Origin of the sequence: Micromonospora sp. NPDC005252, assembly GCF_042872475.1 — a bacterium.
Lineage (GTDB): Bacteria > Actinomycetota > Actinomycetes > Mycobacteriales > Micromonosporaceae > Micromonospora.
The window spans coordinates 427,544-444,715 of sequence record NZ_JBIAKN010000005.1; the positions used below are offsets into that span (position 1 = coordinate 427,544).

Here is a 17,172-nt window from a genome sequence, read left to right on the forward strand (position 1 = left end):
CGGACCTGTCCATCAACACCCGGCGATGCGGCTCAGGCCGTAACGCGACGGCTGGGAACCCTTTTCCGCCCCGGTTGCCCGATCGTGACGGGTGCCGGGGCGGATCGCAGCCCCTCCTCCATGACGAAGATCGACCGTCGCGCCACCGCGTCGCCTCGATCGTCGAGCTGGTACCCGTCGAGCCAGACCCACCCGTCGTAGGTGATCCAATCGAGTACGCGGATCACGCGGAACCGGATGGGGCGGATGAACTGCCCGCTGGCTTCTCGCCCCAGGATCAACAAGTCGCCGGCCTTCATGCGAGCCATCCGAGGAACCTGCGGTACACAGCGTCGGTGGGAGCCCAGGACATGTCCTGCTCGGCTGCCACCAGGTGCGATCCCATGTAAGTCCGGAGACCCACCGGCGACGTGGCGTACTCCCCCAGCAGTTCCACCCGGCGTATGGCACATGGCCAGGGGCGGTCACACGCCTCGCACAGCCACAGCGGGAGGACCGGTCCGTGCGCGGTCATCGGCTCTCACCTGGCCAGTGACCCCGGTTGGTCGGAACCTTGTGCCTGGCTCGACAGGGCAGCTCATTCCCGCACTTGCAGACGTTGCGCCACTTGATCCACGACCACACCGGCTTATGTCTGCGAGCCAGGGTCAGGGCAACGGCCGTCAGATATTCCGCAAAAGTGACGCGTCGGGTATTCACCTATCGCATCACAAGGGGTTGTACGAGGGCAACCCCCAAAGGCGTTGTCCCACCCTGTATGGCCTCGTTCAATTCGCAGGGCTCATACCGTCAGATTGTGGAGCTGCTTGGGCTGGATGAGATCCGCGACTTGCTTGGCGGGATCAGCAAGCAGCGTGCCACGATCATCGTGGGCCGCAAGGGATTCCCTGACCCCCTCGCCACCTTGAGCATGGGCCGCGTCTGGGATGGCAAGGCTGTTCGATCCTGGATCGCCAAGAACCGCCCCAGCCCGACGGACGAGGACTGACGCAAACTCGGGCCAGACCGGGGCACGTCTGTCAGATCACCAGCGGCTCGGCGCCGCCGCCGTCAAGTCAACTATCGGCGTGGACTTGACCGACTGTGCGGGCGCTCAGAGCGGCTCGCGAACCGGTCCAGCGTCTCCCAGACCGGCTGCCGGGGGTCGTCGTTGTGCACGATGATGTCGGCATGATCGGTCGGACGGACCGTCGCGTCGTAGAGCTGCTGGGAGGGGATGTAACGCTCCCGCCAGCGCCGTTCGACGTCGGCCCGGGATGACACCCGGCTCTCTCGGACCACGGCACGATCCACCGTCGCCTCGAGCGCGACCGACACGAAGACGCGCAGGTCCCACCGGTCGATCAGTTCCGGGCGCATGAGGAAGACGCCGTCGAAGAGCAGCACCGCGTCGGTCGAGGCGGTCGCGACCGGCGGGGACACCACGGTGTCCGTGGTGGAGTCGTAGACCGCGTGTTGGAAGCGTCGGTCTCCGTCCGGGCCGAGCGGATCCAGCAGAACCCGGTTCAGCGCCTCGTGGTCGTGGGTGTCGAAGTAGCAGCCTTCGGCCGAGTACTCGCCGCGCGGATAGCGCTGTGCCCGGGGGAAGAGAAAGTCGTCGATCGTCGCGCGGATGACGTCGCGGCCCTGTGCGCGCAGGACGACGGCCAGCTCGTCGGCGAGGGTGGTCTTGCCGGCGGCGGGCGGTCCGTCGATGGCGACCCGCGTCGGGTGTGCGACGGCGACGGACCCGACCGCTTCGGCCAGGCGGCCGAGCACCTCATCGCGGGCGCCGTGCGCCATGCCCACCCCGCCCGTCTGTGTTCCAAACTGGAGCGAGCTTACACTCACGTTCCGTGCCGATGTCTGGAGAGGCCCGCCGATGAGAGGCCGCTACGACAACCTGAAGCGGACCCGCACGCTGGAACCGCAGCGTGACTACCTGGACATCTACCAGACCATGCTGCGCCGCGAGTTCCCCTGGGACATGAAGCTCGGGCTCAACCTCGCCTTCAACCGGTCCTTCTCCATCCCCGCCATCGCCGCCGTGCACACCGCCACCGGCGAGCTGACCGACCGCACCCAGAAGCGCATCGACGACACCGGCCTGTTGATGTACGAGATGGTGCTCAACGGCTTCGACCAACCCCGTGGCCGCGACGCGCTGCGGCGCGTCAACCAGATCCACCGCCCGTACGACATCGGCAACGACGACTTCCGCTACGTCCTCGGCTGCCTGGTCGTGATTCCGACGCGCTGGTTGCAGGAGTACGGCTGGCGCCCGCCCTGCTGCCACGAGCGGCAGGCGACGTATCTGTTCTACCGGGAGCTGGGCCGGCGGATGGGCATCACGGACATCCCCGGGTCGTACGCCGAGTTCGAGTCCTGGTTCGACGCGCACGACGAGGTTCACCTGCAGCCCAACGACGAGGCGGCGGCCATCGAGCGGGCGACCCGGATGTTGCTGCTCACGCGGCTCCCCCGGCTGCTCGCACCGCTGGGAGACGCGCTGGTCAGCGCCATGTACGACGCGCCGCTGCGACGCGCGACGCGGGTCGACGCGCCGCCGTGGCCAGTCCGGGCCGGCCTGCACGTGGCGCTGAAGACGCGCTCGCGGCTGCAGCGGTGGTGCGGGTCGCCACGGACGACACCGCTGTTCGCCGAGGGCATGAGAGCCAGGAGCTACCCCGACGGGTACGAGATCAGCCACCTCGGCCCGCACCACGACCCCGCCCCTGAGTAGCACGCCGCCGCCCAGGGGGTCAGGCCGCCCTGGCGAGAGGGGTGGCTTCCCGTGTCCCAGGGCCCGAGATCCCCTGCCCGCACGACAGGGTGGCTGAACGTGAATCTCGCCTGAGCCGACAGTTCTCCCCCTAGGTTCGATGCGCAGGACGCAGCCAAACCGGGGAGAGACGTGGACAGCTATCCGGCGATCGAGGATCACGGACTCATCGGCGACCTGCAGACCGCCGCGCTGGTGACGTGTGACGGCACGGTCGACTGGTTCTGCGCGCCGCGCTTCGACTCGCCGAGCATCTTCGCGGCCCTGCTGGACAAGGACAAGGGCGGCTACTTCCGCATCGCGCCACACGACGTCCGGTACGTCACCAAACAGCTCTACCTCCCCGGCACGCCCATCCTGATCACCCGGTTCATCAGCGCGGACGGCGTGGCCGAGGTGATGGACTTCATGCCGGTGACGGGCGAGCGGGTCACCGACGCGCACCGCCTGGTCCGCATCGTCACCATGGTCCGCGGCAGCATGCGCTTCCGCGTGGAGTGCCGGCCGCGATTCGACTACGCCCGGGAAGCGCATCAGCTGGAGCGCTACCGCAACGGCTACGTCTTTCGCAGCCGGTCGGCGACGCTGACGTTCAACCCGGTGGACCCCACTGGCCGGTTGATCTCCGAACGCGGCGAGATCCGCCTTGAGGGCGACGACCTCGTCGGGTACGGCACCCTGAACGAGGGCGACACCGGCGGCGTGGTCCTGGAGACCGCCGGCACCGAGCCGCGCGTCATCCCGGCGGAGGAGATCCAGGGCGTGTTCGAGTGGACCCGGGACTACTGGCGGCGCTGGGTCGAACGCTCCCGCTACACCGGCCGGTGGCGGGAGATGGTCGAGCGCTCCGCCATCACGCTGAAACTCATGACGTACGCCCCGACGGGCGCGATGATCGCCGCGCCCACGGCGGCGCTGCCCGAGCTGGTCGGCGGAACCCGCAACTGGGACTACCGCTACACCTGGGTACGCGACACGTCGTTCTCGGTGCACGCGCTGCTCGGGCTCGGTTTCACCGAGGAGGTCAGCCGGTACATGACGTGGCTGGACGAGCGGATCCGCGAAGCCGGCGACCACCAGGATCCCCTGAAGCTCATGTACCGGGTGGACGGCTCCTCCGACCTGCACGAGGAGGTGCTGGACCATCTGGAGGGCTACCGCGGCTCGCGGCCGGTGCGGATCGGCAACGGCGCCGCCGACCAGCTTCAGCTCGACATCCACGGCGAGGCGCTCTACGCCATGCACCTCGCCGACGAACAGGGCATCCGCGTCTCGCACCAGGTGTGGAAGAGCACCGTCCGGCTCGTCGACTGGCTCTGCCACAACTGGGATCAGCGCGACGCCGGCATCTGGGAGAGCCGCCACCACCCCCGCAACTACACCTTCGGGCGGGTGATGTCCTGGGTGGCGCTGGACCGGGCCATCCGGCTCGCCACCCGCACCGGCCGGCCCGGGGACATGACCTGCTGGACCGAGCAGCGCAACCGGATCTACGACCAGGTCATGGCCCGCGGATACAACCGGGAGCGCGGCACCTTCGTGCAGGCGTACGACGAGAGCGTGCTGGACGCGGCGCTGCTCGCCATGCCCTCCGTCGGTTTCGTCACGCCGAGCGACCCACTGTGGCAGTCCACCCTGGAGGCGATCGAACGCGAGCTGGTCTCCGACAGCCTGGTCCACCGGTACGACCCGGTCCACTCCCCCGACGGTCTCCCCGGCCATGAGGGCACCTTCAACATGTGCACCTTCTGGTACGTCGAGGCGCTGGCCCGGTCCGGTCGCCTCGACGACGCCCGACTCACGTTCGAGAAGATGTTCACCTTCAGCAACCACCTCGGCCTCTACGCCGAGGAGATCGCCGTGACCGGGGAGCAGATCGGCAACTACCCCCAGGCGTTCAGCCACCTGTCGCTGATCAACTCCGCGCTGACACTCAACGACCTGCTCGACACCGAGGCCGAGGCCCGCAACCGCCGGTAGCACGGGCACCCTCCGGTCGGCCGCGTCGCGGGTGGCCTATCCCGCGACGGCGAGGGCCATTCGGCGTACCGCCTCGGTGATCAACTCCGGCGCGGTGGCCAGATTCAGCCGGACGTGACCGCCGCCCCCGGTGCCGAAGGCCGTACCGGAGTTGAGCGCCACCCGGCCGCGGTCGAGGAACACGGCCGCGGGGTCGTCACCGAGGCCCAGCGCGCGGCAGTCGAGCCAGGCGAGATAGGTGGCCTGACCGGGCTCGTAGCCGATGGCGGGCAGATGCTCGGCGAGCAGCGCCGCGAGGAGCCGACGGTTGTCGTCCAGGCCGGTCAACAGGGCGTCGAGCCACTCGCCGCCGTCGCGGAAGGCGGCGGTGTGGGCGATCACGCCGAGGTGGCTGGTGCTGACACTGGCCCCGAACGGAACGCGGGCGAGGTCTCCCGCCGCGGCCGGGCCGGCGATCAGCAGCGCACCGCGCAGGCCGGCCAGGTTCCACCCCTTGGAGGCGGACATCAGCGACAGGCCGTTCTCGGCACCCGGCACCGAGAGGTACGGCACGAAGCGCGCTCCCCCGAGCACCACCGGAGCGTGGATCTCGTCGGCGATCACCCGCACCCCGTGCCGCTCGGCCAGGTGGGCGACGGCGGCCAACTCGTCCGCGGTGTGCAGGACGCCGGTCGGGTTGTGCGGGCTGCACAGCAGGTACGCCGCCGGCCGCCCACCGGAACGAGCCTGCCGGAATGCGTCCTGAAGCGTGCCGAGATCGATCCGCAGGTCCCCGCCGAGCGGTGCCTCCACGATCCGGCGGCCGGCGTGCGCCACGAACTCGTAGAACGGTGGGTAGACCGGGCAGTTGACGACCACCGCGTCCCCCGGCTCGGTGACCAACCCCAACGCCTCGACGACGCCGTGCATCACGTCGGGCACCAGCGCCGTGCGTTCCACCGCCAGCCCGTCCCAACCCCACCGCCGCCGGGCGAACTCCGCCAGCGCCTGCGGGTACGCCGTGCCGGCGGTGTAACCGGTGTCGCCGCGCGCGACAGCGTCGGTGATCGCGGTGGCGACCGGCTCGGCCAACGGCACGTCCATCTCGGCCACCCAGAGCGGCAGCACGTCGTCGGGGTACTCCCGCCACTTGAGGCTCGTCCGTTGCCGGAGCTGGTCGATCGTGAACTGACGAAGGGGATTCACCGCGTCGCGCGGAGGGTTCAGCACGCCACTCATGGCCAAAGCCTATTCGGCGAGCCCGCAGCGCGCCGGACCCCTTTCACGGTGCGACGAACTACGCGCTGTCGCGCCCTCGACCTCGGATGACCGTCCCAGCCGCGTCGAACACTCCCGGAAGGTCGTCGGCCGCGCGCGCTCCGGCGGCGACGAGCTCCGCGACGGGCCCGGGCGTACGTGCCCAGACGACCACGTCGACGCCCGCGTTGACGAGGTTCGTCGCCATGGGCACGCCCATGATGCCGAGCCCGATGAATCCCACCGTACGAGCACTCATCCCGGCTACCTGCTTCCGGTCGTCACCGGATCTGGTGTGCCGAGCAGGACGGTGAGGCCTTCTTCGGCCGCCAGCACAGGCCCGTCGAACTCCAGCTGTGCGGCGGCCACTGCGGCTGCCCGGTCGTTGCCCGGCCAGAAGTGGGTGAGCAGCAGGCGGCGGGCGCCCGCCCGGCGAGCCCAGTGACCGGCCTCGGTGGAGGTCATCAGATGGCGGGTGGGTCGGTCGGTCTCGCCGTCGCGGTCGGTGGCCTCGACGATGAACAGATCGGCGTCGCGGCCGAGCTCGGCCAGCACGGGGGTCGGGCCGGTGTCCCCGGAGTAGGCCACCGCTGTCCCGTCGGCCTCGATCCGAATGCCCGCGTTGGGCACGTGGTGCGGAAGGGACAGTCCGGTCAGGTCGAAGGGTCCCACCCGGTAGGTGCCGGGCAGCGGATGCACGTCGAAGACCGCGTGCAGGTCGACGTCCGGCTCCAGGCCGCTGATCCGGTCGAGCACGCCCGGCGGGCAGTACAACGCCAGCCGTGGTTCAGCAGAGGATCCGTAGAACCGCATCCGGAACAGTCCGTGCAGGTCGACGCAGTGATCGGGGTGCTCATGGGTGATGACGACAGCGTCGACCGCACCGTCTGGCCAGTGCCCGAGCAGCCGCGGCAGCGTGGCGTAGCCCAGGTCGAGCACCAGGCGGTAGCCGTCCCAGTCCACCGCGAAACCGCTACAGGCACGGCCCGGCTCGGGAAGGCGCCAGAACTGCCCAGCACGGTGACCCGTCGCATCCGCACAGAGTGCCAGACCGCCAGCCACGAGAGGCCGCACTGCCCACCGCCGGCGATACGCAGACCGGGCCGACAAGGACGGTCAACGGAGCATTTCCCCGGCAATACGCGTCAGCCCGCGATCCCGGCTCCGGCTTGCCGCATCCAGAATCCCGCATCGACGAGGGCGCCGTCAGTGGGATCGACGAACGGAGGGCCTCGTCCAATATCGCAGGCACAGATCAGACCGAACGTTCTGTCGCTAAGATGGTGGGATGACGCGCGACGAACCCGATGCCCGGCCCTCTGAGGCACGGCTCAGGCTTCTCCGCACGGCGATCAGAATCTTCTACGCGGAGGGCATTCACTCCGTCGGCGTCGACCGGATCATCGCCGAGGCGAAGGTGACCAGGGCCACGTTCTACCGGCACTTCCCCAGCAAGGACGACCTCATCCTGGCCTACCTACGTAAGGTGCATCAGCTGGAGCGCGGCATGGTCGACGAGGCCATCGCCGCCAACCGATCGCCGGTCGATCCACTCCTGGCCATCGCGGGTTCCATCGCTCAGAACATCCAGTCCCCCGGGTTCCGCGGGTGCGCCTTTCTGAACGCCGCAGCGGAATACCCCGACACGAACCATCCCGTGCACCAAGAACTCACGGCCCACCGGCAATGGTTCCTGGACACCATCACCATGCTCATGGCACAGGTCCACGAAGAAACGGCGGATCCCGCGGCACGCCACTTCGTCATGCTCCGGGACGGCGCCATGGCAGCCGGATGCCTTTCCGACCCCACGTTGGTGTCCGAGACCTTCCTGCGCGGTGTCGAAGGACTCCTCAGGATCAACTCGGAGCGTCAGTCGGCAGAGTCGGCCCGCTAGTCCTCGCGCGACCGTTGCCGCACGACGTCGAGCTGGGCCACCCCCGGTGAGGGGATGACCCAGCTCCTTTCGTGTTGCCACCACCGGTTGAGCCCGTTCGTGAGCCTCGTCGCAACGGGTGCCCGGCCGGCGGTGGCGAGCACGGCCGAACGGCTCGGGTCAGCGGCCGTACGCCTCGAGCAGACGTAGCCAGACCTCGCTCACGGTCGGGTACGCGGGAACGGCGTGCCACAGCCGCTCCAGGGGGACCTCACCGACGACGGCGATCGTCGCGGCATGGAGCAGTTCCGCGACGTCCGGGCCGACGAGGGTGAAGCCGACGATGACCCGCCGGTCCTCGTCCACGACCATCCGGGCATGCCCCTGGTAGCCGTCGGCATGCAGCGCGGACCCGGCGACGGCGGCCAGGTCGTAGTCGACGACCCGGGTCCGCAGCCCGGCGGCCTCGGCGGCGGCTGCGGTCAGCCCCACCGACGCGACCTCCGGGTCGGTGAAGACGACCTGCGGCACGGCGCGCGCGTCGGCGGTGGCGACGTGCCGACCCCACGGGCGTTCGTCTGGCGCTTCGCCCCTGGCCCGCGCCACGATCACGTCGCCCACCGCTCGAGCCTGGTACTTGCCCTGGTGGGTCAGGAGCACCCGCCGGTTGACGTCCCCGGCCGCGTACAGCCATCCGTCGCCGATCAACGCGCCGGCACCGTCGACCACTCGCAGGGTGTCGTCGACCGTGAGCCAGGCGCCCGGCTTCAGGCCGATCCGGTCGAGGCCGACGTCGTGCGTGTTCGGCGTACGGCCGATCGCAACGAGGATTTCGTCGGCCTCGACCTGGTCGCCGTCGGTGAGCGTGATGTGCACCGTGCCGTCGCCGCCGCGGCTCACCGAGGTGGCCTCGGCACCGAGTTGGACGGACACGCCGGCTTCTCGCAGGGACTGCGTGACCCGCTCGCCGACGAACGGCTCCGCCAGCGTGAGCACTCCGTCCCGCGCGAGGACCGTCACCGACGATCCGAGGCCGGCGTACGCCGTCGCCATCTCCGCGGCCACCACGCCACCACCGATGATGGCGAGCCGGCCGGGAACCTCGCTCGCGGCGGCGGCCTCACGGCTGGTCCACGGCGCCGCCTCATGCAGGCCGGCGATGTCCGGCACCAGCGCGCTACTTCCGGTCGCGATGACGACCGCGTGTCGGGCGGTGAGCGAGGTCGGGGCGCCGTCCGCGCCGGTCACCTCGACGAACCGGTCGGAGCTGATCCGCCCCTGGCCCCGATACAGCGCGATCCCCGCCGAATTCAGCCAGGACACCTGGCCGTCGTCCTTCCAGTGCGAGGCGAAGGAGTCCCGGCGGCGCAGCACGGCCGCCGCGTCCAGATCGCCGGTCACCGCCTCGCGCGCTCCGGGCAGCTGACGAGCCGCCCGGAGCGCCGTCTGGCTGCGCAGCAACGCCTTGGTCGGCATGCAGGCCCAGTACGAGCACTCACCACCCACCAGTTCCCGCTCGACGATCGCGGCGGTCAGGCCGCCCCGCACGACGCGGTCGGCGACGTTCTCCCCCACCGGCCCCGCGCCGATGACAATGACGTCGTACGTGGCGTTCTGCACGTCAGTTCCCCTTCGCGGCGCGGCCGAGGCGGATGGCTGCGATGAGGAAGAAGATAGCGCCGGGGATGGCGTAGCCGATCGCGTTGGTCAGCGCCGGGTTGTCCGCGGAGGCAGCCGCGAAGAACGATCCACCGGCAATGACGGAGATGCCACCGCTAATGATCATCGGCCACTGGCCACCCATCTTGCGGCGGGTGACGCCCACGATCAGCTGAACCAGCCCGGCCACGACCGCCCAGGCGCCCCAGACACGCAGGACCGCCGGGATGCCGGACGCGCCGGCGATGCCCAGGCCCACCGCGGCGAGCAGGCTGATCGCGACGTTCACGTACAGCAGGGTGGGCGATCCGGTGGCCCGCGACGCGCGGACATCGACGATGGCGGCGGCCACGTCGAACAGCGGGTAGAGCACGAGCAGCGCGACGGTGAGGGGGTTGAGGTGCTGGGCGAGTGGAAACGTCACGGCAGCCCAGACGATTGCGAAGGCGAAGCGGCCGAAATACAACCGCCGCAAGACAGCGGCCGTCGTCGAGATGCCGGGAACGGCAAGGGTGGTCATGGTCATCCTCTCGGTGATTCCGGAGCGGAGGGACGCCCAGCGGGTGCGGGCCACCGCCGGGACAAGACGGCGGTGCTACTCGATGTTGGAGAACAGCCCCGTGATCTCCACCTGAGCGCCCTGGAGCCCACCGAAGACGGCGCCGGCAGCGGGCGTCGCGACCGCGGCGGAGGCGTCCTCGTAGCTGGCGAAGTACAGGTCGAGCGTCCGGTACGCGGGAGTAGGCGTGCCGTCCTCCTTCGGCCACACCTTGGCTGACTCGACCCGCTGAACCTTCGGGAATGTCTCCGCGGCCCGACGCACGTCGGCGTAGACCTTCTCGAACTCGGCAGGGTCGGCGGGATTACCGATAACGAGGGTGATCTTGGTAGGCATGGCGCTCTCCTTCAGGGACAGCCGCGCACCCGGCTGCGCCAGGTGGAACGAACGTTCTGTCCCTGAGAACCGTACCGACCGACACTTCTGCCGTCAAGACCGACCGTTCTATCTGGCCACTATTGATCGAGTGGGGCTCGCCACTACCCGTGACAGCAGCGCAGGTGCGGCATCCGCGCCCGGTGCGTGCCACGCCGGGCGATTACCCGGCGACACGGGTCATCGCGGCGATCGACCGCCTCGCCTCCGCTTCGGCCGTGGCGGTGTTGGACACGGAGATCGCGTCAGCCGCCGTCCTCGCCACGTGGTTCCGCCCGCGCAGCAGGTGCGCAGGACCGCCGCGTCACGCCTCGGAGTCGCGATCTCGGGACGTCTCCCGTCCGATCGGCGAGGCGGGACCCTCCAGCGGCTGCCCCCGGCTTCGCAGCGCGTCGAGTAGCGCGACCAGGGCCAGCACTCCGGCCACCACGCTCAGCCCGGCCATCGGCGTCCAACGGGCCAACGCCGGCGTGAACAGCAGCAGGGCCACCAAGCCGATCATGGGGGGTCGGGAAACCCGGCCGAAGATCTCGTACTCCAGCCGCATACGGGCGACGAGGAAGAGCATCGGACCGCCCACCACGAACAGCAGCCAACTGGGCCGCGGCTGCCCGAACGGATGATCGATCACCAGCTCGTAGCCGACCGCCGTGACGAGCACGCTTAGCACGATCAACAGATGCGTCCGTTCCAACACCGCGCCCAGCCGGCCCGGCATACCCGCTCGGCCGAACGCCTGCGTCAACAGCAAACCGGCGCGGTAGAAGTAGATCCGCCAGAGCAGCGCGCTGGTGACGAACGCGACCGCGAAGGCGGCGGCCCGCTCCGCGGAATAGTCCGCGCCGCTGAAGACCACGCCGATAACCAGAATCGACTCACCGAGTGCGATGAGAAACATCTGTTGATAACGGTCCGCGAGATGGGTCCCCTCGATCCGCCACCGACCTACTTTCGACACCCCGAGCCACGGCAGCGGCCAGCCCAGGGCCCAGGCGAGGTAGTCGATGGCGAGTGCGGCAGCCCACAGCGGCAGGCGGAGTCGGTCCGGGCCCAGCGCGCCGGCCAGCCACAGCGGCGCGCTCGCCGAGGCCCACACGGCAAGCCGGAACGGCACCAGCCGTCGCGGGTGGCCACGCAGCGCGGCGGCGATCACCACTGGCCGCACCACCATCACCATCAGGTACGCGGCCGTGAACGGCAGCGCTCGCTCCTCCATGGCGCGTGGCAACGTCACCGCCATGATCAGGCCGGCGAACATGGTGCCGACCACGACGGCTTGAATGATCGGTTGCTCTGGTTCGTAGCGACTGGTGATCCAGGCGGTGTGCGACCAGATCAGCCAGAGCGCCAGAAAGAGCAGCAGGGTACGTCCGAACCCGGTGACAAGCGCCCAGCCAGTGTCATCGCTCAAGGTGGCGAATCGTTGCGAGACCCGGGTGAGGGCAACGACGAAGGCCAGATCGAAGAACAGCTCCAGGAAGGTGGCACGGCCCGAACTGGTGGGAGGGCGCAGCAGCTCGGCACCCCGCCCCGCCGCCATCGTCCGCCTCCGTCCGCCCCTTGTCACCAACGAGTCGGTCGCCAGAGGAGTTGCGTCAGCCCTCATCCCGCCGCAACGACGCCTGGCGCGCGCGCGCAGGAGTCGTTCAGAAAGGTGAAATCGCTGGCGTTGGCGCGGTCGACCCGGTCAGTCGATGCCTTCGATGATGCGGAAGTCGCGCTCGACGCCGTCGGAGAGGGCGACCAGCGCCTCCTGGTAGGCCTCGCTCTCGTGTGCCGCGACGGCCTGTTCGAAGCTGTCGAACTCGATCAGGACGGTGCGCTCGGCGATTCCGGCGTCGTGTGCGACGACTCGACCGCCGCGGGAGAGGACCCGCCCGCCCCCGGCCTGGACGGCTGGAGCGGCCAGCTTGTTGTAGGCAGTCAGCTTCTCAGGGTCTGAAATGGTGCGGTAGGCACTGACCCAGTAGCCCTTGGCCACGGAACCTCCAGTGTTCTTTCCACGATCGGCTGACGGGCTTGACCCGTTTCGAGGGACAGGGGCGCTGCGGTGTCAGGCTACCCGCCGGGCCGTACCGAGTGGGTCGCGGTGGCTACACAGGCCGCTGGCTGAGGTAGCCCAGGCTGCGGCCGAAGGCGTCCGTGCCGTAAAACTCCTGCGAGATCAGATGACCCTCGGACTGTCAATGAACGAATCGAGATTGATTGAGGTGATCTCAGCGGGAATCGGGCAGGTATCGGTGTTCGAAATGGGTCAATACGAGGCTGGCGCGGACGATGTCGCCGACGTCGAGGATCACGTGGGACCAGCCCTCGTCCGCGACCCGCCGCAGGGCGGTGTGTAGGTCCGGGGCCTGAGCGGACAGGACCGTGATGGCCTCGGCGATGTAGCGGTACGCCGTGGCCCTCGACACGGCGAATCCAGCGCCGAGCAGGGTCTTGTCCCCGCCTTTGCGGAACCAGACCAGCGCCATCAGCGCCTGACGAAAGCAGGTCATCGCCCTGGTGCCCTTTCGGGTGCCGCGGGCGCGGCGTTCGGTGGCCAGCAGCCGGGCAAGGTGGTGCACGAGTTCCCTTGGGGACGTCGAGCATGGCACGATAAGCGATCACGTGGAGTCCTGACTGGTGAAGTAGATCTTGGCAGACCTTCTTCTACCGAGGACTCCACGCCGAGTCCAGCACCGTCCGCTCTGGACGGTTGGTTCCGTGTCGACCCATTTCCGGACTCCAGCTCCGGCATTGACACTTCGCTAAAGAGCTGGCCAGACCGCAGGCCATGCCGCCGTACGCGATCCTGCGTCGCATTCGAAGGGCCGGCCCAATCAGCGTGGGAACGGACCCAGAGGTGACTTGTCGCCTACTGACCACTTGTGGCCGAACGGGTCCGTGAAGCCACCTTGACGGTGCGTCCCCCAGGGCACGTGGTGATCCTCGATTCCCGCTCCGGCGATCGCGCCCGCGGCCACGGCGCGCTCGATAAAGGTGTCGGGATCATCGCCGAACACCTCAATGCGGGTGCTCGTGACCCCCGCCTGGCCGGGACTGGTCTCTGTGGGGTTCTCGGGATTGACCTCATGGAGGAAGAAGGCCGCGCCACTGATCTCAAGGCCGGCGACGCCACCAAGGTTCCACAGCTCTGTCGCGCCCAGCGCAGCCTTGTACCAGGCGACCGCAGCGTCAGCATCCGCGACGATCAGCATCACAGAGATCACTGATGGCGAAGCGGACACCGTGTCGCCGGACGGCACGGAACGATCTCTCAGTTCCTCAGTCATACCCACAGCATGCCCGATGTCACCAGCAGCGTCTCTCCAGTCCGGCCCACGGCCAGACTCCACCAGCCCCGAAGACGAGCAGCTCGCGAAGCGTCAGTGCCGTCCAACCCTTTGCTGAGATCACTTCATTGAGGGCACACGCGAACCCGAACTGCAAGGTATTGAGATTCCCCTCCCTGCCGGCGGATTTCCTGGCCGATGACGGAAACACAAACCTATGCTTGCCGCCGACCGCACTGCGGCTCGTCCGGGCCGAGGGACACCCATACAAGGACTTGCGAATGCGCCGGAAGTCTGCTCTGAACAACGGCACTGCTGGCGTCAGCGAACCACCGACCTCTACCGCGGAGGGCGTCGCGCGCCGATCCGCGATAGCCGAGGAACAGGCGTTTCTCGACGTGGCCACGGCCCGGCGCGACAAGCTGGTCGACCAGCTACAGGTCGAGCTTTCGTCGGAGGCGCTGGACGCATTGGCGCTGGCCCGGCAGCGCATGCTCCGCCAGCAGTTCGACGAGCTCCAGCGAGCAGAGGAAGGGCTGGTCTTCGGCCGCCTCGACGGTCTTGACGGCACCGTGCGCCACGTCGGCCGTGTCGGTCTCCGCGACGACGGCGAGGGCAGCGAGCCAGTGCTGGTGGACTGGCGCGCTCCCGCAGCTCGGCCGTTCTACACCGCGACGGCTGTCGACCCACAGGGTCAGGCACGGCGCCGACACATCCGTACGACGGGATCGGTCGTCGTCGGCGTGGACGACGAGCCTCTGGACGGAACCACGACGGCGGAACTCGTCGGCGAAGGCGCTCTCCTGGCCGCCCTCGACCAGCGGCGCACCGGTCGCATGTCGACAGCGATCTCCACGCTGCAACGCGAACAGGACGACATCGTCCGGGCGGAGGCGACCGGCCCACTGATCGTTCAGGGCGGTCCCGGCACCGGCAAGACCGTTGTCGCCCTGCACCGCGTCGCGTACCTGCTGTTCACCCACCGCAAGATGGCCGACCAGGCGGTCCTGGTTCTGGGCCCCTCGCCGCGGTTCCTCAAGTACATCGCCCAGGTGCTACCCGCGCTCGGTGAGACCGCCGTCGTCTCGGCGACCTGCGACACCCTGCTGACCGACGTTCAGGTGGGCCGCGACGAGAGCCGGCCTCTCGCCGAGATCAAGGGCCGCGCCCTCTGGCAGCCCGCGCTCGAAAACTACGTCACGTCGCTGCTTCCCCGGCCCCGCGAGCTGAAGCTGCGCTGGGAGGGCGAGTTCTACGTCATCGCAGCCACAACTGTGGCGCACGCCCTCGCTTCGGCGGTGCAGGGACGCCCCTACCACCGCGCCCGCGCGGCGTTCGCCGAGCAGTTGCATCACCTACTCGCCGATGTCGTCGCCGAGCAGCGCGAGGCGCTGATGGACGAGATGGAGGAGGGCTTCGAGGACATCCTCGCTCGCGTCGACAGGGACATGGGGAATGACCACCACTCCGCCCGGACGTCCACCGGCAGTGACATCGACGGGTTGCTCTCCGAGGAGGAGATCGAACAGTTGCGCGATGTCGTATCGCCGAGGACGCCACCATCGCCCGGTTCATCGAGGCATGGTGGCCCACCCTCGACCCGGAAACCCTGCTGGGTGATCTCCTGACCGACCGCACCCTGCTGGCCCGGTTCGCCCCGCAGCTGTCCCCCGAGGAGATCACCGCCGTCGCGGCCGAGCCCGCCGGATGGGCATCAAGCGACATTCCCCTGCTCGACACCATTGCCGACCTGCTCGGCGAGGTCGACGCCCCGCAACCACAGGGCGAGTTCGTTGCCGACCGCGCTCGCCGGCAGCGTGGCTGGGTGTACGGCCACGTCGTCATCGACGAGGCGCAGGAGCTGTCCGAGATGCAGTGGCAGATGGTTCTGCGGCGCTGTCCCAGCCGCTCCATCACCGCCGTCGGTGACATCGACCAGGCGGAGGCAGCCCACCGGCACACCAGCTGGGCACAAGCGGTGCGGGCCGTTTTCGGAGACCGCTGGACCGCCGCGGAACTCACCATCTGCTACCGGACCCCGCGCGAGGTCATGGACCTCACCGAACCGGTCTTGAAGAAGGCTGGCAGCCACAACACGCCGCCACGGGCGGTACGCTCCTCCGGCATCGCCCCCTGGGAGCTCACGATCGCACCCGCTGATCTTGCTGGTGCTGCCGTCGAAGCAGTGCGGCAGCTGCAGCAGCGGTGGCACGGCGGCACGGTCGGCGTCATCGCTCCCGCCGACCGCATCGCCGAACTCCTGGCCGTGCTGAGTGATGTGCCAGTGCTCACCGCGACCCAGTCCAAGGGATTGGAATGGGACGCGACGCTCCTCATTGACCCCAGGGCATCGCCGCTGAGCCGCGCGGTTGGAACGGCCTCTACGTCGCGCTCACCCGATGCACCCAGGAACTCGGACAGCTGATCCTCACGCAGTAGTCGCCACCTCTACTGAAGGGGCTGTCCGCGTCCGGCGTACGTCAGCGCTGGTGGCGGGAGCCGAGCCGGCCCAGGCGAACGAATCCGTTGACAACATCATCGGCACCTCAATACGCTTAACAGGTCCGTTAAGTGAAGGGAGGCGGTTCGGGTGGGTGGCACCGACCAGCTCAGCGCGGTGTTCTCGGCGCTCGCCGACCCGACTCGACGGGCAATCCTCGCCGAGCTGGCCGAACGCGATGCCACGGTCACCGATCTGACCGCTTCTTTCTCCATCTCGATGCCAGCGGTGTCACGGCACCTGAAGGTGCTCGAACGCGCCGCGCTCATCTCGCGATCGCGGTCGGGCAAGTGGCGCGAGAGCCGCCTCGAGGCGGCCCCGCTGCGCGAGGCGGCCGACTGGATCGAGCACTACCGGCGGTTCTGGGACTCGTCCCTCACCCGCCTCGATGCCCACCTTGCCGCGGTGCAGGCCGCCGGACGGGCAACGGATCAGATGGCCGACGACACCCGGGAGCTCGAATGAACGCCGAAACTCCGCAGCTCGTCATCTCTCGCGTGTTCGACGCGCCACGGGAGCTCGTCTACCAAGCCTTCATCGACCCTGACCACCTGGCGGCGTGGTGGGGCCCGATCGGCAACTCACTACCGCGCGACGAGATCGAGTTCGACGTACGCCCCGGGGGCTTTCAACGGTGGACGGAGGTCAATGCGGCCACACCCGACCTTCGCGTCCACGTCCACGTCGACCTCACCGACGTCGCCGACGGCGAACTGCTCGAAGGCGTCATGCACGTCAGTGGCCGGCTGCAGGAGGGCATCGAGCCGTTCGAGACGAGGTTGCGGGTCGAGTTCCACGACGAATCCGACGGGCGGACGCGACTGGAGATCCGCCAGTGGCTGCCCGAGCACCTGACACAGCCCAGCGAGGAGGGTTGGCGCCAGGCGTTCACCAAGCTGGACGCCGCGTTGGCGAATGTCCAGGTCCTTGCAGCTGATCATTGAGGGGTAG

General features: G+C 68.8%; 21 protein-coding genes. 8 read left to right on the forward strand and 13 right to left on the reverse strand.

Annotated features, from left to right (window positions below; translation table 11 throughout):
* Positions 1-32: 32 nt before the first annotated feature.
* Positions 33-308, reverse strand: coding sequence for a hypothetical protein (locus tag ACFYPH_RS18035; protein WP_387183016.1), 276 nt, complete (start codon positions 306-308; stop codon positions 33-35).
* Positions 309-796: 488 nt separating this feature from the next.
* Between ACFYPH_RS18035 and ACFYPH_RS18040 the strand changes: the two genes are divergently transcribed.
* The gene (locus tag ACFYPH_RS18040) at positions 797-988 is read left to right on the forward strand and encodes a hypothetical protein (RefSeq protein ID WP_354855634.1); all 192 of its coding nucleotides are present in this window, start codon (positions 797-799) and stop codon (positions 986-988) included.
* 71 nt (positions 989-1,059) lie between these two features.
* On the opposite strand, the gene ACFYPH_RS18045 is transcribed toward ACFYPH_RS18040, so the two are convergent.
* Positions 1,060-1,782, reverse strand: coding sequence for a cytidylate kinase family protein (locus ACFYPH_RS18045; protein ID WP_387183019.1), 723 nt, complete (start codon positions 1,780-1,782; stop codon positions 1,060-1,062).
* Between the two features lie 79 nt (positions 1,783-1,861).
* Between ACFYPH_RS18045 and ACFYPH_RS18050 the strand changes: the two genes are divergently transcribed.
* A complete protein-coding gene (locus ACFYPH_RS18050; RefSeq protein ID WP_387183022.1) occupies positions 1,862-2,722 on the forward strand; it encodes an oxygenase MpaB family protein in 861 nt (286 codons plus the stop codon).
* Between the two features lie 171 nt (positions 2,723-2,893).
* Positions 2,894-4,741, forward strand: coding sequence for a glycoside hydrolase family 15 protein (locus ACFYPH_RS18055; RefSeq protein WP_355065943.1), 1,848 nt, complete (start codon positions 2,894-2,896; stop codon positions 4,739-4,741).
* 36 nt (positions 4,742-4,777) lie between these two features.
* Here the strand turns inward: ACFYPH_RS18055 and ACFYPH_RS18060 are convergent, their stop codons facing one another.
* Genes ACFYPH_RS18060 through ACFYPH_RS18070 form a run of 3 tightly spaced genes read right to left on the reverse strand, consistent with a single transcriptional unit; the run spans position 4,778 to position 6,940 of the window.
* Positions 4,778-5,959, reverse strand: coding sequence for an aminotransferase class I/II-fold pyridoxal phosphate-dependent enzyme (locus ACFYPH_RS18060; RefSeq protein WP_355065941.1), 1,182 nt, complete (start codon positions 5,957-5,959; stop codon positions 4,778-4,780).
* A gap of 58 nt (positions 5,960-6,017) precedes the next feature.
* Positions 6,018-6,236 (reverse strand): NAD(P)-binding domain-containing protein, encoded by a 219-nt coding sequence (locus tag ACFYPH_RS18065; protein WP_355065939.1) that lies wholly within the window; start codon positions 6,234-6,236, stop codon positions 6,018-6,020.
* Positions 6,237-6,241: 5 nt separating this feature from the next.
* Positions 6,242-6,940 (reverse strand): MBL fold metallo-hydrolase, encoded by a 699-nt coding sequence (locus ACFYPH_RS18070; protein ID WP_387183026.1) that lies wholly within the window; start codon positions 6,938-6,940, stop codon positions 6,242-6,244.
* Positions 6,941-7,265: 325 nt separating this feature from the next.
* Here ACFYPH_RS18070 and ACFYPH_RS18075 point away from each other — a divergent pair, with 325 nt between their 5' ends.
* Positions 7,266-7,874: a helix-turn-helix domain-containing protein gene (locus ACFYPH_RS18075; RefSeq protein ID WP_354855640.1), complete on the forward strand. Its 609-nt coding sequence runs from the start codon at positions 7,266-7,268 to the stop codon at positions 7,872-7,874.
* Positions 7,875-8,033: 159 nt separating this feature from the next.
* Here ACFYPH_RS18075 and ACFYPH_RS18080 read toward each other — a convergent pair whose 3' ends face one another.
* The 7 genes from ACFYPH_RS18080 to ACFYPH_RS18110 form a co-directional block, all read right to left on the reverse strand.
* Positions 8,034-9,473, reverse strand: coding sequence for a dihydrolipoyl dehydrogenase family protein (locus ACFYPH_RS18080; RefSeq protein WP_387183029.1), 1,440 nt, complete (start codon positions 9,471-9,473; stop codon positions 8,034-8,036).
* Position 9,474: 1 nt separating this feature from the next.
* Entirely contained in the window at positions 9,475-10,032 is a 558-nt protein-coding gene (locus tag ACFYPH_RS18085) for a hypothetical protein (RefSeq protein WP_354855642.1), read from the reverse strand.
* Positions 10,033-10,107: 75 nt separating this feature from the next.
* On the reverse strand, positions 10,108-10,407 hold the full coding sequence (locus tag ACFYPH_RS18090; protein WP_387183032.1) for a hypothetical protein: 300 nt from the start codon (positions 10,405-10,407) through the stop codon (positions 10,108-10,110).
* A gap of 343 nt (positions 10,408-10,750) precedes the next feature.
* Positions 10,751-11,986, reverse strand: coding sequence for a low temperature requirement protein A (locus ACFYPH_RS18095; RefSeq protein ID WP_387183035.1), 1,236 nt, complete (start codon positions 11,984-11,986; stop codon positions 10,751-10,753).
* A 147-nt stretch (positions 11,987-12,133) separates the two neighbouring features.
* Entirely contained in the window at positions 12,134-12,427 is a 294-nt protein-coding gene (locus ACFYPH_RS18100; RefSeq protein WP_354855645.1) for a DUF1330 domain-containing protein, read from the reverse strand.
* A 235-nt stretch (positions 12,428-12,662) separates the two neighbouring features.
* Positions 12,663-13,013, reverse strand: a complete 351-nt coding sequence (locus ACFYPH_RS18105) for a transposase family protein (RefSeq protein ID WP_355136564.1) — start codon at positions 13,011-13,013, stop codon at positions 12,663-12,665.
* 255 nt (positions 13,014-13,268) lie between these two features.
* A complete protein-coding gene (locus ACFYPH_RS18110; RefSeq protein WP_387183038.1) occupies positions 13,269-13,721 on the reverse strand; it encodes a VOC family protein in 453 nt (150 codons plus the stop codon).
* A gap of 128 nt (positions 13,722-13,849) precedes the next feature.
* Here ACFYPH_RS18110 and ACFYPH_RS18115 point away from each other — a divergent pair, with 128 nt between their 5' ends.
* Positions 13,850-15,349 (forward strand): HelD family protein, encoded by a 1,500-nt coding sequence (locus ACFYPH_RS18115; protein WP_387183041.1) that lies wholly within the window; start codon positions 13,850-13,852, stop codon positions 15,347-15,349.
* An 86-nt stretch (positions 15,350-15,435) separates the two neighbouring features.
* On the opposite strand, the gene ACFYPH_RS18120 is transcribed toward ACFYPH_RS18115, so the two are convergent.
* Entirely contained in the window at positions 15,436-15,558 is a 123-nt protein-coding gene (locus ACFYPH_RS18120; RefSeq protein WP_355065925.1) for a hypothetical protein, read from the reverse strand.
* On the opposite strand from ACFYPH_RS18120, the gene ACFYPH_RS18125 reads away from it, so the two are divergent.
* From ACFYPH_RS18125 to ACFYPH_RS18135, 3 genes are all read left to right on the forward strand, one after another.
* On the forward strand, positions 15,547-16,146 hold the full coding sequence (locus ACFYPH_RS18125) for a hypothetical protein (RefSeq protein WP_387183044.1): 600 nt from the start codon (positions 15,547-15,549) through the stop codon (positions 16,144-16,146). The two genes, ACFYPH_RS18120 and ACFYPH_RS18125, sit on opposite strands and share 12 nt — an antisense overlap.
* Positions 16,147-16,311: 165 nt before the next feature.
* A complete protein-coding gene (locus ACFYPH_RS18130; RefSeq protein WP_355065921.1) occupies positions 16,312-16,686 on the forward strand; it encodes a metalloregulator ArsR/SmtB family transcription factor in 375 nt (124 codons plus the stop codon).
* Entirely contained in the window at positions 16,683-17,165 is a 483-nt protein-coding gene (locus ACFYPH_RS18135) for an SRPBCC domain-containing protein (protein ID WP_387183047.1), read from the forward strand. The genes ACFYPH_RS18130 and ACFYPH_RS18135 overlap by 4 nt, the downstream gene beginning before the upstream one ends.
* The last annotated feature ends 7 nt before the right edge of the window (positions 17,166-17,172 follow it).

Excerpts from the sequence above, each read along its gene's own strand:
- ACFYPH_RS18035 (WP_387183016.1), bottom strand. The coding sequence starts at position 308 with ATGGCTCGCATGAAGGCCGGCGACTTGTTGATCCTGGGGCGAGAAGCC.
- ACFYPH_RS18045 (WP_387183019.1), bottom strand. The coding sequence starts at position 1,782 with ATGGCGCACGGCGCCCGCGATGAGGTGCTCGGCCGCCTGGCCGAAGCG.
- ACFYPH_RS18050 (WP_387183022.1), top strand. The coding sequence starts at position 1,862 with ATGAGAGGCCGCTACGACAACCTGAAGCGGACCCGCACGCTGGAACCG.
- ACFYPH_RS18060 (WP_355065941.1), bottom strand. The coding sequence starts at position 5,959 with ATGAGTGGCGTGCTGAACCCTCCGCGCGACGCGGTGAATCCCCTTCGT.
- ACFYPH_RS18065 (WP_355065939.1), bottom strand. The coding sequence starts at position 6,236 with ATGAGTGCTCGTACGGTGGGATTCATCGGGCTCGGCATCATGGGCGTG.
- ACFYPH_RS18075 (WP_354855640.1), top strand. The coding sequence starts at position 7,266 with ATGACGCGCGACGAACCCGATGCCCGGCCCTCTGAGGCACGGCTCAGG.
- ACFYPH_RS18085 (WP_354855642.1), bottom strand. The coding sequence starts at position 10,032 with ATGACCACCCTTGCCGTTCCCGGCATCTCGACGACGGCCGCTGTCTTG.
- ACFYPH_RS18090 (WP_387183032.1), bottom strand. The coding sequence starts at position 10,407 with ATGCCTACCAAGATCACCCTCGTTATCGGTAATCCCGCCGACCCTGCC.
- ACFYPH_RS18095 (WP_387183035.1), bottom strand. The coding sequence starts at position 11,986 with ATGGCGGCGGGGCGGGGTGCCGAGCTGCTGCGCCCTCCCACCAGTTCG.
- ACFYPH_RS18110 (WP_387183038.1), bottom strand. The coding sequence starts at position 13,721 with ATGACTGAGGAACTGAGAGATCGTTCCGTGCCGTCCGGCGACACGGTG.
- ACFYPH_RS18135 (WP_387183047.1), top strand. The coding sequence starts at position 16,683 with ATGAACGCCGAAACTCCGCAGCTCGTCATCTCTCGCGTGTTCGACGCG.